Origin of the sequence: Pelomonas sp. Root1444, from assembly GCF_001426885.1 — a bacterium.
GTDB lineage: Bacteria > Pseudomonadota > Gammaproteobacteria > Burkholderiales > Burkholderiaceae_C > Pelomonas.
In genome coordinates this window covers 52,632-66,838 of sequence record NZ_LMFP01000011.1, presented here as the reverse complement: position 1 = coordinate 66,838, position 14,207 = coordinate 52,632, and the positions used below count along the sequence as shown (strand labels likewise).

At 71.5% G+C, this 14,207-nt stretch carries 14 protein-coding genes; 10 read left to right on the top strand and 4 right to left on the bottom strand.

Translation table 11 applies throughout. The annotated features are described in order from the left end of the window. The first annotated feature begins 10 nt into the window (after window positions 1–10). On the top strand, window positions 11–256 hold the full coding sequence (locus ASD35_RS11920) for a DUF3297 family protein (protein WP_056875159.1): 246 nt from the start codon (window positions 11–13) through the stop codon (window positions 254–256). Here ASD35_RS11920 and ASD35_RS11915 read toward each other — a convergent pair. Continuing rightward, window positions 247–633: a hypothetical protein gene (locus ASD35_RS11915; protein ID WP_056875158.1), complete on the bottom strand. Its 387-nt coding sequence runs from the start codon at window positions 631–633 to the stop codon at window positions 247–249. The genes ASD35_RS11920 and ASD35_RS11915 overlap by 10 nt on opposite strands. Further along, window positions 630–1,994, bottom strand: coding sequence for a cytochrome P450 (locus tag ASD35_RS11910; RefSeq protein ID WP_235538325.1), 1,365 nt, complete (start codon window positions 1,992–1,994; stop codon window positions 630–632). Before ASD35_RS11910 ends, ASD35_RS11915 begins: the two co-directional genes overlap by 4 nt. A 59-nt stretch (window positions 1,995–2,053) precedes the next feature. Between ASD35_RS11910 and ASD35_RS11905 the strand changes: the two genes are divergently transcribed. From ASD35_RS11905 to ASD35_RS28405, 9 genes are all read left to right on the top strand, one after another. Beyond that, window positions 2,054–2,902: a helix-turn-helix domain-containing protein gene (locus ASD35_RS11905; protein WP_056875157.1), complete on the top strand. Its 849-nt coding sequence runs from the start codon at window positions 2,054–2,056 to the stop codon at window positions 2,900–2,902. A 63-nt stretch (window positions 2,903–2,965) separates the two neighbouring features. Beyond that, on the top strand, window positions 2,966–4,144 hold the full coding sequence (locus ASD35_RS11900) for an acetyl-CoA C-acyltransferase (RefSeq protein WP_056875156.1): 1,179 nt from the start codon (window positions 2,966–2,968) through the stop codon (window positions 4,142–4,144). After that, window positions 4,144–4,773 (top strand): LysE family translocator, encoded by a 630-nt coding sequence (locus tag ASD35_RS11895; protein ID WP_056875155.1) that lies wholly within the window; start codon window positions 4,144–4,146, stop codon window positions 4,771–4,773. Before ASD35_RS11900 ends, ASD35_RS11895 begins: the two co-directional genes overlap by 1 nt. Further along, the gene (locus ASD35_RS11890) at window positions 4,770–5,435 is read left to right on the top strand and encodes an SDR family oxidoreductase (RefSeq protein ID WP_056875154.1); all 666 of its coding nucleotides are present in this window, start codon (window positions 4,770–4,772) and stop codon (window positions 5,433–5,435) included. The genes ASD35_RS11895 and ASD35_RS11890 overlap by 4 nt, the downstream gene beginning before the upstream one ends. Next, window positions 5,432–7,477, top strand: a complete 2,046-nt coding sequence (locus ASD35_RS11885) for a GDSL-type esterase/lipase family protein (RefSeq protein ID WP_157275511.1) — start codon at window positions 5,432–5,434, stop codon at window positions 7,475–7,477. The genes ASD35_RS11890 and ASD35_RS11885 overlap by 4 nt, the downstream gene beginning before the upstream one ends. A 186-nt stretch (window positions 7,478–7,663) precedes the next feature. Then, the gene (locus ASD35_RS11880; RefSeq protein ID WP_056875152.1) at window positions 7,664–8,131 is read left to right on the top strand and encodes a MaoC family dehydratase; all 468 of its coding nucleotides are present in this window, start codon (window positions 7,664–7,666) and stop codon (window positions 8,129–8,131) included. A gap of 141 nt (window positions 8,132–8,272) precedes the next feature. Continuing rightward, on the top strand, window positions 8,273–9,409 hold the full coding sequence (locus ASD35_RS11875; RefSeq protein ID WP_056875151.1) for an acyl-CoA dehydrogenase family protein: 1,137 nt from the start codon (window positions 8,273–8,275) through the stop codon (window positions 9,407–9,409). A 369-nt stretch (window positions 9,410–9,778) separates the two neighbouring features. After that, window positions 9,779–10,378: a response regulator gene (locus ASD35_RS11865; RefSeq protein WP_056875149.1), complete on the top strand. Its 600-nt coding sequence runs from the start codon at window positions 9,779–9,781 to the stop codon at window positions 10,376–10,378. A 127-nt stretch (window positions 10,379–10,505) separates the two neighbouring features. After that, window positions 10,506–12,065 carry a methyl-accepting chemotaxis protein gene (locus tag ASD35_RS28405; RefSeq protein WP_056875422.1) on the top strand — a complete coding sequence of 520 codons (1,560 nt, stop codon included), beginning with the start codon at window positions 10,506–10,508 and terminating at the stop codon, window positions 12,063–12,065. A 51-nt stretch (window positions 12,066–12,116) separates the two neighbouring features. On the opposite strand, the gene ASD35_RS11855 is transcribed toward ASD35_RS28405, so the two are convergent. Both ASD35_RS11855 and ASD35_RS11850 read right to left on the bottom strand, forming a co-directional pair. Further along, complete coding sequence (locus ASD35_RS11855) at window positions 12,117–13,259, bottom strand: endo-1,4-beta-xylanase (RefSeq protein ID WP_082580102.1); 1,143 nt, start codon at window positions 13,257–13,259, stop codon at window positions 12,117–12,119. A gap of 10 nt (window positions 13,260–13,269) precedes the next feature. Then, window positions 13,270–14,187, bottom strand: a complete 918-nt coding sequence (locus ASD35_RS11850) for an L-lactate dehydrogenase (RefSeq protein ID WP_056875148.1) — start codon at window positions 14,185–14,187, stop codon at window positions 13,270–13,272. Between the last annotated feature and the right edge of the window lie 20 nt (window positions 14,188–14,207).

Sequence of the window (14,207 nt, the reverse complement as noted above, 5' to 3'; positions counted from 1 at the left end):
GCCCAGGTCCATGTCCGAAGCCACCCGCCCCGAACTGCCCGATCACCTCAGCGTCGACCCGCGCAGCCCCCACCATGTCGCCGCCGTCTTCGAGCACGACATCGGCATCCGCTTCAACGGCAAGGAGCGCCACGACGTCGAGGAATACTGCATCAGCGAAGGCTGGATCAAGGTGCCCGCCGGCAAGACGCTGGACCGCAAGGGCCGGCCGCTGACGATCAAGCTCAAGGGCGCGGTCGAGGCCTTCTACCGCTGAGACATCCACACCAGAACGGCTGCCGTCAGCAGGGCGGCCCAGCCGGGATGGCGGCCGCGGTTGCTCCACAGCACCAGCGCACCACCGGCCGCCAGCGTGAGGGCCGCGCCGCGTTCGATGACGCCGCCCGACGCAGCGCGGGCTTCCGGCAGCGCCAGCCACAGCAGCAGCGCCGCCAGCGCCCAGCCGAGGACCGTCACGAGGTGCCACGTGGCCCACAGGATGCGCGTCTGGTAGCCGCGCAATACCGGCTGACCGCCGCTGGGCACCACGCCGCCCCGCCGCAGCGCGCGGAAGATCAGCCACTCGCCGCCCACCGAGTGGGCCAGCCCGGTCAGCGCGATGACGGCAGCTGCGCCGACGAGCCAGGCGTTCACGCCGCCCTCCGCGCCGCCAGCCGCAACGTCAGCCCGCCTTCCGGCCGCAGCGTGACGGCCATGCGCGGCTTGGGGGCCTCGGTGCTGACGGGGCTCAGCTCGAAGCGCTGCAGCACCAGCGCCGCGATCAGCGTCATCTCCAGCACCGCGAAATGCTGCCCCAGGCAGACCCGCGGCCCGAGGCCGAAGGGGATGTAGGCGCCGCGCGGGATGTCGGCCGCGCCGGGCAGGAAGCGCTCGGGCTTGAAGGCCAGCGGCTGCGGCCACCGGCGCGGGTCGCGGTGCAGCAGCCACGGCGTCACGCGCACGAGGGTGCGGGCCGGCAGGCGCACGCCGCCGAGCGTGATGTCGCGCGTCAGCCGCCGCGTCAGCAGGCCTGCCACCGGCGGATACAGCCGCATCGCCTCCTTCAGCGTCGCCGACAGGAACGGCAGCGCGTTGGCGTCATCGGCCGTCGGCGTGCGGCCGGCCAGCAGCGCGTCGACCTCGGCGCGTGCCCGTGCCTGTGCCTCCGGGTGGGCGGCCAGCAGCCAGCTCCACCACAGCAGCGCCGTCGCGCTGGTCTCGTGGCCGGCCTGGAAGCTCACCATGCACTGGTCGTACACCTCCTGCGCCGACAGCGCCTGGCCGCTGGATGCGCTGGTGGCGTCGTCGCGCAGCGCCATCAGCATGCCGAGCAGGTCGGGCTTGGCTTCGGCGCTCGCCCGTCGCGCATCGATGTGGCCGCGCAGCAGGCCGTGCAGCAGCCGGCTCGCGCGCCGCTTGGCGGCCTTGCCGGGCAGCGGCAGCCAGTCGGGCAGCGTGACCGGCCAGAACATCTCGGCCAGCGCCGTCTCGCTGAGCACCTGCACCGCATGCGCCGCCGCGCCGGTGTCGCCGCCGATGGGCGTGCTGAACAGCGTGCGCGAGATGACGTCCATCGTCAGGTGGCTGAACAGCGCGTCCATTGCGACCTCGCCCGCCGCGACGCCGTCCAGCCGGGCCACGGCGGCCTCGGTCATCAGCGCCGCATAGCCCGCCACGCGCTTGGGCGTGAAGGCCTGCATCAGCATGCGGCGCTGGCGCTGCCATGTCGGCCCTTCGGTGACCAGCACCGACTGGCCCATCAGCTCGGCGAACACCTCGGGCCCGCGCTGCCAGCGGATCATGGCATCGGCATGCTCCACCATCGCCTCGCGCACCAGCTCGGGGTCGAAGACGTCGACGCTGCGCTCGCCGAGGATGCGCTGGGCCACCAGCTCGCCCAGCGGGCGCTGCGCGCTGATGACCGCCAGGTAGTCGCGCCGCATCGCCATCAGCACGGGCAGGCCCCACCAGCGGGCGGGGTGGCTTGGGAGGTCGTTCCAGGTGAGGGTCGTCATGGCCGCCATGCTGCGCCTGCGGGGCCGTACAGGTCTTGAACGAATGCGACACTGGCCCGATGGATGACGAGCGCACCCGCCTGTGGCTGCCGCCGCTGGCCCTGGCCGGCTGCGTGCGCGCCGTGATGCTGCGCGACACGCGCGGCCGCGGGCTGGACGCCGTGCAGCGCGAGAACTACTTCCCAGCCACGCCGCTGGTCAGCCTGTTCTGGTGGGCCGAGGGCAGCAGCGAATGGCTGGCGACGCCGGGCTTCTCGGTGCCGCCGCCGGAGCGCCGCCATGCGCCCGTGCTGTTCGGCGGGCCGTTCACGCTGCCCTCGCACACGCGCAACCCGGGCGAGATGTGCGCCTTCAAGCTGCTGATGCTGCCGGACGCCTTCACCGCGCTGACCGGTGTCGCGCTGGACCGGCATGTCAACCGCATCGTCGACGCCCGCGAGCTGCTGCCACCGGACTGGCGCGACTGGGCGGAGGCCATGTCTGCCGCGCCCGACGACGCGGCGCGGCTGCAGCGGCTCGAAGCCTTCCTGCTGCCGCGCTGGCAGGCGCTGGGCACGCAGCGCCCCGGCCATCGCTATGCAGACTGGACCCAGGCGCTGGCGGTGCGCGCCGCCACCAGCGCGGCCGGCCGCAGCCTGCGCCAGCTGGAGCGCCGCATCAAGGCCTGGGCCGGCGTGCCGATGCGCGAGCTGCGCGCCGTGTCGCGCGCCGAGACCGCCTTCTACGCGGTGGCCGCGGCCGAGGGCCGGCCCGGCTTCAACTGGGCCGACATCGCCGCCGAGGCCGACTACGCCGACCAGAGCCACCTGTGCCGCGAGACGCGCCGCCTGACCGGCTTCAGCCCCGAGGAACTGCGCCGGCGCATGCAGGCCGAGGAAGCCTTCTGGGCCTATCGGCTTTGGCGCTGATTGACGTGCACGTCAACCAAAAGTCTGACAATGCCGGCATCCGTTTCACTTCAGGAGACTTCCATGTCCGACCCCATCGTCATCGTGTCCGCCGCCCGCACCCCCATCGGCGGCCTGCTGGGTGATTTCGCCGGTCTCGCCGGTTGGGAACTCGGCGCCGTCGCCCTCAAGGCGGCGGTCGAGCGTGCCGGCGTGCCGGGTGACGCCGTGGACGAGGTTCTGATGGGCAACTGCCTGATGGCCGGTCAGGGCCAGGCGCCCGCCCGCCAGGCCATGCGCCGCGCCGGCCTGCCCGATTCGGCCGGTGCCGTCACGCTGAGCAAGATGTGCGGCTCGGGCATGCGCGCCATGATGTTCGGCCACGACATGCTGGCGGCCGGCTCGGCCGAGGTCGTCGTGGCCGGCGGCATGGAGAGCATGACCAACGCGCCCCACCTGATGTTCGCGCGCAAGGGCGTGAAGTACGGCGTGGCGCAGATGTACGACCACATGGCCATCGACGGCCTGGAGGACGCCTACGAGCGCGGCAAGGCCATGGGCGTGTTCGCCGAGCAATGCGTGGCCAAGTACGCCTTCAGCCGCGAGGCCATGGACCAGTACGCCATCACGTCCACGCAGCGCGCCAAGGCCGCCAACGAGAGCGGCGCCTTCGACTGGGAGATGGCGCCCGTGACGATCAGCTCCCCCAAGGGCGACACGGTCGTCAAGTTCGACGAGCAGCCCTTCAAGGCCAAGCTCGACAAGATCCCGACGCTCAAGCCCGCCTTCAAGAAGGACGGCGCGATCACCGCCGCCACGTCGTCCAGCATCTCCGACGGCGCCGCGGCCCTGGTGCTGATGCGCGAGAGCACCGCCAAGGCGCGCGGCCTGACGCCGGTCGCCCGCATCGTCAGCCACGCCGTGCACGCGCAGGCGCCGGACTGGTTCACGACCGCGCCGGTCGGCGCCATCCAGAAGGCGCTGGCCAAGGCCGGCTGGCAGGCGGGCGAGGTCGACCTGTGGGAAGTCAACGAAGCCTTTGCCGCCGTCACGATGGCCGCGATGGCCGAGTTCAAGCTGCCGCACGACATCGTCAACGTGAACGGCGGCGCGGTTGCCCTGGGCCACCCCATCGGCGCCAGCGGCGCGCGCATCGTCGTCACGCTGCTGGGCGCGTTGAAGGCACGCGGCCTGAAGCGCGGCATGGCGGCGCTGTGCATCGGCGGCGGTGAAGCCACGGCGCTGGCGGTCGAGATGCTCTGATGTTGGGAACCCACGACCTGGCGTTGTTCGCCGCCACCGTCTTCGTCCTCAACGCGACGCCCGGTGTCGACATGGCCTACACGGTGGCCAGCACGCTGCGCGGCGGCTGGCGGCAGGGCGTGGCGGCGGCCGTCGGCGTCGCCGGCGGCTGCGTGCTGCACACGCTGGCCGCGGCCTTCGGCCTGGCGGCGCTGCTGGCGACGTCGGCCGAGGCGTTCGCGGTCGTCAAGTACGTGGGCGCGGCCTACCTGCTCTACGTGGCCTGGGGCATGGCGCGCGCGGGCGTCAGGCCGCCTGGTGCGACGCCCGAGGTGGCCGCGCCGAGCTCGCTGTGGCGCACCGCGCGCCAGGGCTTCTTCACGAATGCGCTGAACCCCAAGGTCGCGCTGTTCTTCCTGGCGCTGCTGCCGCAGTTCATCGCAACCGATGCGCCGGACAAGACGCTGGCCTTCCTGTTCCTCGGCGCCTGGTTCATCGTCCAGGGCCTGCTGTTCCTGCTGGCGTTGATCGCCATCGTCGCGCCGCTGCGCCGCAGCCGGCCGCGGCCCTGGGTCGGCCGCGGCCTCAACCTCGGCGGTGCGGGCCTGTTCACCGCGCTGGCCGCCAAGCTGGCCTTGACCAAACCATGAACGTCCTCATCATCGGCGCCTCACGCGGCATCGGCTTCGAATTCGTCCGCCAGTACCGCGCGGCCGGCGCACGCATCACGGCCACGGCGCGCGACGACGCGGCACTGGAGCGGCTGCGCGAGCATGGGGCCCGCGTGCTGAAGCTGGATGTGGCCGACGCGGCCAGCGTGTCGGGCCTGGCCTGGCAGGTCGACGGCGACCGCTTCGACGTGGTCGTCATCAATGCCGGCGTCTTCGGCCCGCGCACGAGCGGGCTGCAGACGCCCAGCGCGGCGGATTTCGATGCCGTCATGCACACCAACGTGCTGGGTCCCATGCGGCTGCTGCCGCAGGTCGCCGACGCGCTGGCGCCCGGTGCGCGCGTGGCCATCATGTCGTCGCAGATGGGCGCCATCACCGGGCGCAGCAACGCGACGAGCTGGCTTTATCGCGCCTCCAAGGCGGCGGTCAACTCCGTCATGACGGACGCCGCGCTGGCGCTCGCCGGCAAGGCCACCGTCATCAGCTTCCACCCCGGCTGGGTGCGCACCGACATGGGCGGCGCCGGCGCCGACATCGACGCGGCGACCAGCGTCGCCGGCATGCGCACCGTGCTGGCCAGCGTGAAGCCGTCGGACACGGGCCGCTTCTTCAACTACGACGGGCAATTGCTTCCGTGGTGAGCCGGGGGCGTCGCGCCGCCCTCGCGGCGCTGCTGTTCCTGGGTGTGCAACTGGCGCTGGCGGCGCCCGCCCAGCAGTTCAACTTCACGGCCGAGGACAGGCCGGGCGCCGTGCCGGTGCGCTGGCCCGCTGGCGAGCCGGCGCCGCGCTTCGACGCCGCGCGCGGCCACGGTTTCGTCGCCGCCACCGCCGCCTGGCCGCCGCGCCCGGTGCTGCTGGACGGCCTGCGCAGCGACGCCGCGGGCGCTGTGGCGCCGGCCGTCGCCGCGGACACCTCGGCCGGCGCCGAGCACGCCAATCATTTCGGCCTGGCCTTCCGCATCCAGGTGCCGCCGGGCGCCTATGCGGTGCGCGTGCGCACGACGGTGGGCCCGGCCGACGCAACGGTGTCGGTCAGCGGCCTGCAGGCCAGCCGGCTGATGGCCACCGCCACCTGGGACGCCGCCGGCCTGCTGCCCAACCGCAACCGCATGACCGTGCAGGGGCGGGAGTGGCACTACCGCCACGTCAGCGGACGCGGCTTCATCGACATCGAGGTGGAGCCGCGCCGGCCCGGTGTCGAGGCGGGGCTGGAGGCGATCGAGCTGACGCCGCTGCCGCCCGAGCCGCGCGCACCGGGCCGCCTGCCGACGCTGTTCACGCTGGGCGACTCGACGGTCAAGAGCTACACCTTCGACGAGGCGCCGATGAGCGGCTGGGGCCAGGTCGTCGCCCGCCTGTTCGACCCCGCGCGTTTGCGGCTGCTGAACTACTCGATGGGCGGGCGCTCCTACCGCAGCGCCTATGCCGAAGGCCGGCTGGACGACCTGCTGCTGGCGGGCCGCGAGGGCGATGTCGTCATGATCCAGTTCGGCCACAACGACGAGAGCACCGATGAGGCGCGCCGCTGGGGCCGCGGCGCCACCGAGGCGATGTATGCCGCACTGATCCGCGAGGTCTACCTGCCGGCCATCCGCTCGCGCGGCATGGCGGCCGTGCTGGTGACGCCGATGTCCCGCGTGCCCGGCGCGCTGAAGGCGGGCGAGGCCTACGTGGACTCCTTCCAGACCCGGCGCTTCCCCGCACTGCTGCGGCGCCTGGGCGCCGAGCTGGGCGTGCCGGTGGTGGACCTGAACGCCCGCAGCGTCGAGTACTACAACCAGGCCGGCCCGGCCGCGGTCACGGCCATGGTCATGTCCATCGAGGCCGGCGAGACGCCCGGCAAGACCAACACCGGCAGCTATGCCAACGGCCACCCGGCCGACAAGATCGACGGCACGCACTTCAAGGAGGCGCTGGCCAAGCAGTACGCGCGCCTGGTGGTCACCGAGCTGGTGCGGCTGGCCGCGCAGCGCGAACCGACCGCTGCCGATCTGGCGGCGGCGCTGAAGCCGGAGGTGCGCGCGGCAATTGCCAGTGGCGACTGGGCGGCGGTCTACCCCGAGATTGCGCCCGACATCGTGGCGGGCGAGGGCGCCTACTACCGCAACCAGATCGAGAAGCTGCTGCAGCTGGGCGCGCTGGGGGTCGACGCGCAAGGCCGCTTCCAGCCCGAGGCGGCCATGGACGCCAGCGAATTCGCCGCCGCGCTGGCGCGGCTGCTGGGCCTGCGAGACCTCGCCTGGGCCGGCGCGCCGCCGGGCGGCGCCCTGGTCCGCGAGCAGATGGCCCAGTTGCTGCTGCGGGCCTACCGCGCCCGCTTCCACGCCAGGCCCGCCTACATGACCGACTACAACGCGCTGCGACCGGCTGGCGGCTCAGCCACGAGCGACCCCAACCTGGATGGCGCGGCGAGCGCCCGTTACGACCCCCTCCTGCCGTGGGAGCGCCTGCAGGACAGCGCCGCCGTCAATCCTGCGCGCGCCGCGGCGGTGCGGGAGGCCTATGCGTTGGGGCTGATCCGCGCAGAAGCCGGCATCGCCCGCGGCCGCATGCTCAACGGCGACCGGCTGGAGCCGCAAGCGGTGGTCAGCCGCGCCAAGGCGGCCAAGGCCCTCTACTTCATGTGGGTGCTCGGGCGGCCACCCAAGGCGGAGAACGACGGGCTGGAACTCGGCCGTTGACATCGGCATTTCGCCCTGCCGAATGCGCCGTCGGATACAGCTGGCTTCTTCATTTACGACGTACGGCGCCTGAACGGGTGACACGGAGGCTGGTCGGACTGCGCTAACGTCCCGTCCCGGGCATTCGCCTTGCTTGTCTCCTGCGCGCCATCCATCCGCCCCGTCCGTAGTCCACAGGACCGATTCATGAACACCCCTGTCGTTGAAGCCCGATCGACCACGCTGATCCGCGTTGGCGAAACCTGCGAGCGCCTCATCCGGTTCACTCGCGAAGACATCGCGACCTTCGCCCGGCTGACCGGCGACACCAACCCCCTGCACTACGACGTACAAGCCGCCCAGCGCGCCCGCCACGGCGAGATCATCGCCAGCGGCCAGCAGACCACGGCGCAGATGATCGGCCTGGTGGCCAGCCACTTCTCGCGCAGCGATGACGGCCGTGAACGCGAACTGCTCTGCCTGAACTTCAACTTCGCCTTCAAGGCCCCGGTGTTCGCCGAGCAGGACCTGGTGCTGCACTGGCGCGTCGCCAGCGTCGAGTGGAACGCCACGCTGGGCGGCTGGCTCGCCCAACTCGACGGCCGCGCCACCGTGCGGCATGCGCATCCCTGCGTCATCGGGCGCGGGACGCTGCTGGTCAAGGGCGACGACTGAACGATCGCACCCGGCAGCGGGTGCGCCGTGCGGGAGCGTTGGTGAACAAGGCGCACGCCGCGCGGAGCGCTTCCCCGATGCGGACGGCCTGACGGCGGCCGGGGACAATGGCGCACCGCAAAACCAGAGGTCGAGCTCACCATGCTCCTTACCGAAGACCACCTCGCCGTGCAGGACGCCATCCGCGCCTTCGTGCAGGCCGAGATCGCCCCCCATGCCGCGGCGTGGGACAAGGCTCACCACTTCCCCGCTGAACAACTGAAGGGCCTCGCCGCGCTCGGCTGCTACGGCGTCGCCGTGCCCACCGAATGGGACGGCGCGGGCCTGGACTACCTGGCGCTGGCCGTCATCCTGGAAGAGATCGCCGCGGGCGACGGCGGCACCAGCACGGTGGTCAGCGTCAACAACTGCCCGGTGTGCTCCATCCTGATGGCGTTCGCCGACGATGACCAGAAGGAGCGCTTCCTGAAGCCGCTGGCGCGCGGCGACATGCTCGGCGCCTTCTGCCTGACCGAGCCGCACGTCGGCTCCGAGGCCGGCGGGCTGCGCACCACCGCCGTTCGTGACGGCGACGACTACGTGCTCAACGGCGTCAAGCAGTTCATCACCAGCGGCAAGCATGGCGACGTGGCCATCGTCATGGCCGTGACCGACAAGAGCGCCGGCAAGAAGGGCATCAGCGCCTTCCTGGTGCCGACCGACACGCCCGGCTACACCGTCGCGCGCATCGAAGAGAAGATGGGCCAGCACAGCAGCGACACGGCGCAGATCCTCTTCGGGAACTGCCGCGTGCCCGCTGCCAACCGCCTCGGCGAAGAAGGCCAGGGCCTGAAGATCGCGCTGTCGGGCCTGGAGGGCGGGCGCATCGGCATCGCCTCGCAGTCGGTCGGCATGGCGCGCGCCGCGTTCGAGGCGGCGCTGCGCTACAGCAAGGACCGCGTCACCTTCGGCCAGCCGATCTTCAACCACCAGGCGGTGCAGTTCAAACTGGCCGACATGGCGACAAGGATCGAAGCTGCACGCCAGCTGATCTGGCATGCCGCCAGCCTGAAGGACGCCGGCCGTCCGTGTTTGAAAGAGGCGGCCATGGCCAAGCTGTTCGCCAGCGAGATGGCCGAGCGTGTGTGCTCGGACGCCATCCAGATCCACGGCGGTTATGGCTACCTCGCTGACTTCCCCGTCGAGCGCATCTACCGCGACGTGCGCGTCTGCCAGATCTACGAAGGCACGAGCGAGGTGCAGAAGATCCTGATCGGGCGGGCCTTAGCCGCCGGCTGAGCGGGCCTCCGCGGGCGCCGGCGGCGGGGCGTTACCGGCTCCCGGGCGCCGCGGTGGCGCGTTGCGCCGGCGGCGCGCCGCAGAGGAAGGGCGAGTAGCCGCGCTGATGGCGAAGCCGCGCGGCAGCGTCACGGCGGCGGTCGACATGCCGAGCGGGCCGGCGGTGGCGTTGAGGCTGGCAGCGGTCGGGCCCGGGCCGATCTGCGCGAGACGGCCGACACGCGGCAACCCCAGCCTGTGCGCTGAAGACTTCGCGCAAGCTTCGCGGCCGACGGCCTCGCCTTTCGTGATTTCAGGCGCAGGCCAGGTTGTTGACTAACGTGACACACGGATCTAACCTGACATCGGTCCCAAGCAGGAGCAGACGCCGTGAACGAAACCCTGACCAGCAGCGAAGCCGCCCGCATCTGCGGCGTGAGCTTCCGCACGGTGATCCGTTGGATAGAGCGCAACGAGCTGCAGGGCTATCGCCTGCCTGGGCGGGGCGACTACCGTGTGCTCGCCACCGAACTGCGCCGCTTCATGAGCCTGCACGGCATCCCGGAACCCGAGGACATGCCTGGGCAGCCCAAACGCATCCTGGTGGTCGACGACGAGGCGGCGATGGCCAGCGCGATCAGGCGCACGCTGCGGCGCGACGGCTTCGAGGTCGCCACCGCGAGTGACGGCTTCCTGGCGGGTTCGATGCTGCACGTCTTCAAGCCGCACCTGATGACGCTGGACATCCACATGCCCGGGATCGACGGCTTCGGTGTGCTGCGCTTCCTGCGCGAGCAGCCGCCGCCGTTCCCGTTGAAGGTGCTCGTCGTTTCGGGCGAGAGCGAGCCGCGCCTGCGGCAGGCGCTCGAGCTGGGTGCGCATGGCGCGCTGGCCAAGCCCTTCGAAAACGAGGAACTGCGGCAGGCCGTCGCGCGGATCCTGGGCGAAGCGCCCCGGGCCGGCCGCACCGGCGCCGACAAGGAACCCTGAAGCGGCCTTGCGCCCCCAGGGTCGCAGCCACCCACCCCAATTCACTGCCGAAGCGGCGGGGCTGTCCTCGCGCGCAGTGAGCCGTATTTGTCCGCTCAAAGGAGCCCTCATCATGATGTTCGATGACATGAAACTCTCCACCCGGCTCGGTCTGGGGTTCGGCACGCTGGTGCTGCTGATCGTCTTCATGGGCGGCATGACGCTCGTGCGGATCCCCACGGTGGACGAGGCATTCCGCAAGGTGACCGAGGAGCGTGTGCCGCGAGTGGCATTGCTCAACGAGATCAAGGGCAACCTCAACCAGATCGGCCTGTCCATGCGCAACATGCTCATCATGAGTGCGCCGGCGGACCTGAAGAAGCAGGAGGCGCAGATCGAGTCCGCCCGCAGGACCATCGGCCAGGGCTTGGAGAAGCTGCAGGCCGAGATCCAGAGCGAGAAAGGCAAGGCCTTGCTGGCGAAGATCCTCGAGGCCCGTGGCGTCTACGTGCCGGCGCAGATTGAGCTCATCAAGCTGGTGGCCGCGGGCAAGGTCGACGAGGCCAAGAGCCACCTGCTCGGCGTCGCCCGCCCGGCCCAGCTGGCGTATTTCGCCACGGTGGACGAACTGCTCGGCTTCCAGGGCGAGCTGCTGAAGGAGTCCGGCACCGAAGCCGCGAGCGCGTTGGCGGCCATCAACAGCGCCGTGTGGGTGTCGTGTGCGCTCGCGCTGGCCCTGGCCGTGGCGATGGCGGCCTGGATCATCCGTTCCATCACCCGCCAGATCGGTGGCGAGCCGCGTGTCGCGGCGGACCTGGCGCGCAGCGTTGCCGCGGGCGACCTGAGCGTGCGCATCGACCTCAGGCAGGGCGACAGGAGCAGCCTGATGGCGCAGCTCAAGGAGATGCAGGGCAGCCTGTCCGGCGTGGTGGCCGGCGTGCGCGAGAACGCCGAGGCGGTGGCCACCGCCTCGGCCCAGATCGCCCAGGGCAACAACGACCTGAGCCAGCGCACCGAGGAGCAGGCCTCGGCGCTCGAGGAGACCGCGGCGTCGATGGAGCAGCTCAGCGCGACCGTCAAGCAGAACGCCGACAACGCCAGCCAGGCCAATGCGCTTGCGCAGGGCGCCAGCATCGTCGCCGTCAAGGGCGGCGAGGTGGTCGGCCAGGTGGTCAACACGATGAAGGCGATCAACGACAGCTCGAAGAAGATCGCCGACATCATCGGCGTCATTGACGGCATCGCATTCCAGACCAACATCCTGGCCTTGAACGCGGCGGTGGAAGCGGCGCGCGCCGGCGAGCAGGGCCGCGGCTTCGCGGTCGTCGCCAGCGAGGTGCGCAGCCTCGCCGGTCGATCGGCGGACGCGGCCAAGGAGATCAAGAGCCTGATCGGCGCCAGCGTGCAGCGCGTCGAGCAGGGTGCCGCGCTGGTCGATCAGGCCGGCATCACGATGACCGAGGTGGTCAGCTCGATCAAGCGCGTGACCGACATCATGGGCGAGATCAACGCGGCCAGTACCGAGCAAAGCGCCGGCGTGTGCCAGGTGGGCGAGGCCGTCGGGCAGATGGACCAGGTCACGCAGCAGAATGCGGCACTGGTCGAGGAAAGCGCGGCGGCGGCGGAGAGCCTGCGGCAGCAGGCGCTGCGGCTGGTGCAGACGGTCGAGGTGTTCAAGCTGGCGCCGGGCAGCACCCAAGGAACCTGAGCCGAACCGCGTTCAGGCACGCGCGGCTCGTGGCGAAAGGCGCTGGACCCCTCAGGGCAGATAGCTGTCGTACGTGATCGCTCGCGCGGCCGGCTTCGGCGCGCCGGTGGCGTCGAACAGCAGCGGCCGGTTGCCGCGCGCGATGGGGAAGCCCGACAGCCAGGTGCTGTTGTCGGCGATCCCCCAGGTCGTGACGCTTTGCAGGCTGGCGTGCTGCTTGAAGACGTTGAACAGCGCGCGGTACTGCAGCGCTTGCGCCTTGAGCGCGGCGGCCAGCAGCGTGGCGTCGCCGGTGATGTCGGCGGCGCAGCCGGTGCGGCTGGCGAAGCAGGAGCCCGGGTCGTTGTAGAGCGACACGTCCAGCTCGGTCACGTGGTTGACGAGGCCCTTGCCGGCCACGCTGCGCAGCGCGTTGTCGACGTTGGCGGGCGTGGGCGAGGTGGTGCTGACGTGCAGCTGGTGGCCCACGCCGTCCAGCGGCACGCCCTTGGCCTGCAGGCCGGCCACGATGGTCATCAGCCGCGCGAGCTTGGCCGGGTCCTCGGTGCCGTAGTCGTTGATGAAGAGCTTCGCGTCCGGGTCGGCGGACCGGGCGGCGCGCAGCGCGTGCTCGATGTAGTCCGGCCCGAGGATCTGCAGCCAGCGGGAGTTGCGGTACGCCGAGCTGGCGTCGTCGCTGGTGCACTCGTTGACCACGTCCCAGCAGGCGACCTTGCCCTTGAAGTGCGTCACCACGTCGTGCACATAGGTTTCGAGCCGGGCACGCACCTCGGCCGCCGTGCCCGTGAAGAACCAGTCCGGCGTCTGCTGGTGCCAGCACAGCGTGTGGCCGCGCACGACCATGCCGTTGGCGGCGGCGAATGCGGCCAGCTCGTCGGCGGTGGCCCAGTTGTAGACGCCGGGCGAGACGGCCAGGCTGGCCGGCTTGAAGCAGTTCTCGGCGGTGATGGAGTTCGCGTGCTTCAGGATCACCGGGTTGGCGACCGCGTTCTTGTAGCCGCCCGGGTCGGCGGCCATGCCGATCTTGAAGTGGGCCGCGAAATGGGCCTTGAGGGCGGGGATCTCGGCGGGCGCCGGCGCGGGGGCGGGGCTGGGCGCGGCGCCCGCGCTGCCACCGCCGCCGCAGGCGCTCAGCACGTGCAGGGCCAGGCCGCTCAGCAGCAGGCGACGGCGATCCGGGAAAACGGCCGGCATCGGTGCCTCCTCAGCCGGCGAGCGTGGTGAACGCCCGCTCGAGCACCGCGGCGGAGGCGGCCAGCGCCGCCCGCTCGGCCGCGTCCATGGCCGGCTCCAGCACCTGTACCGCGCCGCCCGCGCCCACCAGCGCCGGCAGCGACAGCGCCAGCCCGCGGATGCCGCAGGCGCCGTCCTGCACGCGGCTGACCGGCAGGATCCGGCGCTCGTCGTTGACGATGGCGCCGATCAGCTCGGCGGCCACCAGCCCGATGGCATGGTTGGTGGCGCCCTTGCGCTGGATGACGTCGTAGGCCGCGCGGCGCACATGGCCCGCGACGGTGGGCTCCTCGTCCGCCGGCCAGCCGGGCCAGTCGCGCAGCGCGACGCCGCCCACCTGCGCGCCGGACCACAGCACCACCGACGAGTCGCCATGCTCGCCCACGACCTGCGCATGCACCGACGTCGGCGACACGCGCAGGTGCAGCGCCAGCCGCTCGCGCAGCCGGGCGGTGTCCAGCAGCGTGCCGGTGCCGATGACCCGCTCGGCCGGCAGCCCGCTGGCCGCGGCGACCACGCGCGTCAGCACGTCGACCGGGTTGGTCACGACGATGACGATGCCGCCAAAGCCCGCCAGCGCCCGGCCCATGCCGGCGGCGATGCGGGCGTTGTCGCGCAGCAGCTCCAGCCGGCTCTCGTCCGGCCGGCCGTTGCGGCCGGCGGCCAGCACGACGATGTCGGCCTCGCGCATCTGCGCCAGCGGCACCGCGCTGACCGCGCAGCGCGGGTAGAAGGCCGCGCCGTCGGCCATGTCCAGCGCCTCGCCCTCGGCGACGGCGGTGCGCTGGTCGTACAGCCAGAGTTCGCGCGCGTGCCCGGCGAGCAGCGTGGAAAACGCGACGCTGGTGCCGACCCAGCCTGTGCCGATGATGCCGATGCGTGCCTTCATGCCCGGCAGTATCAACCGCC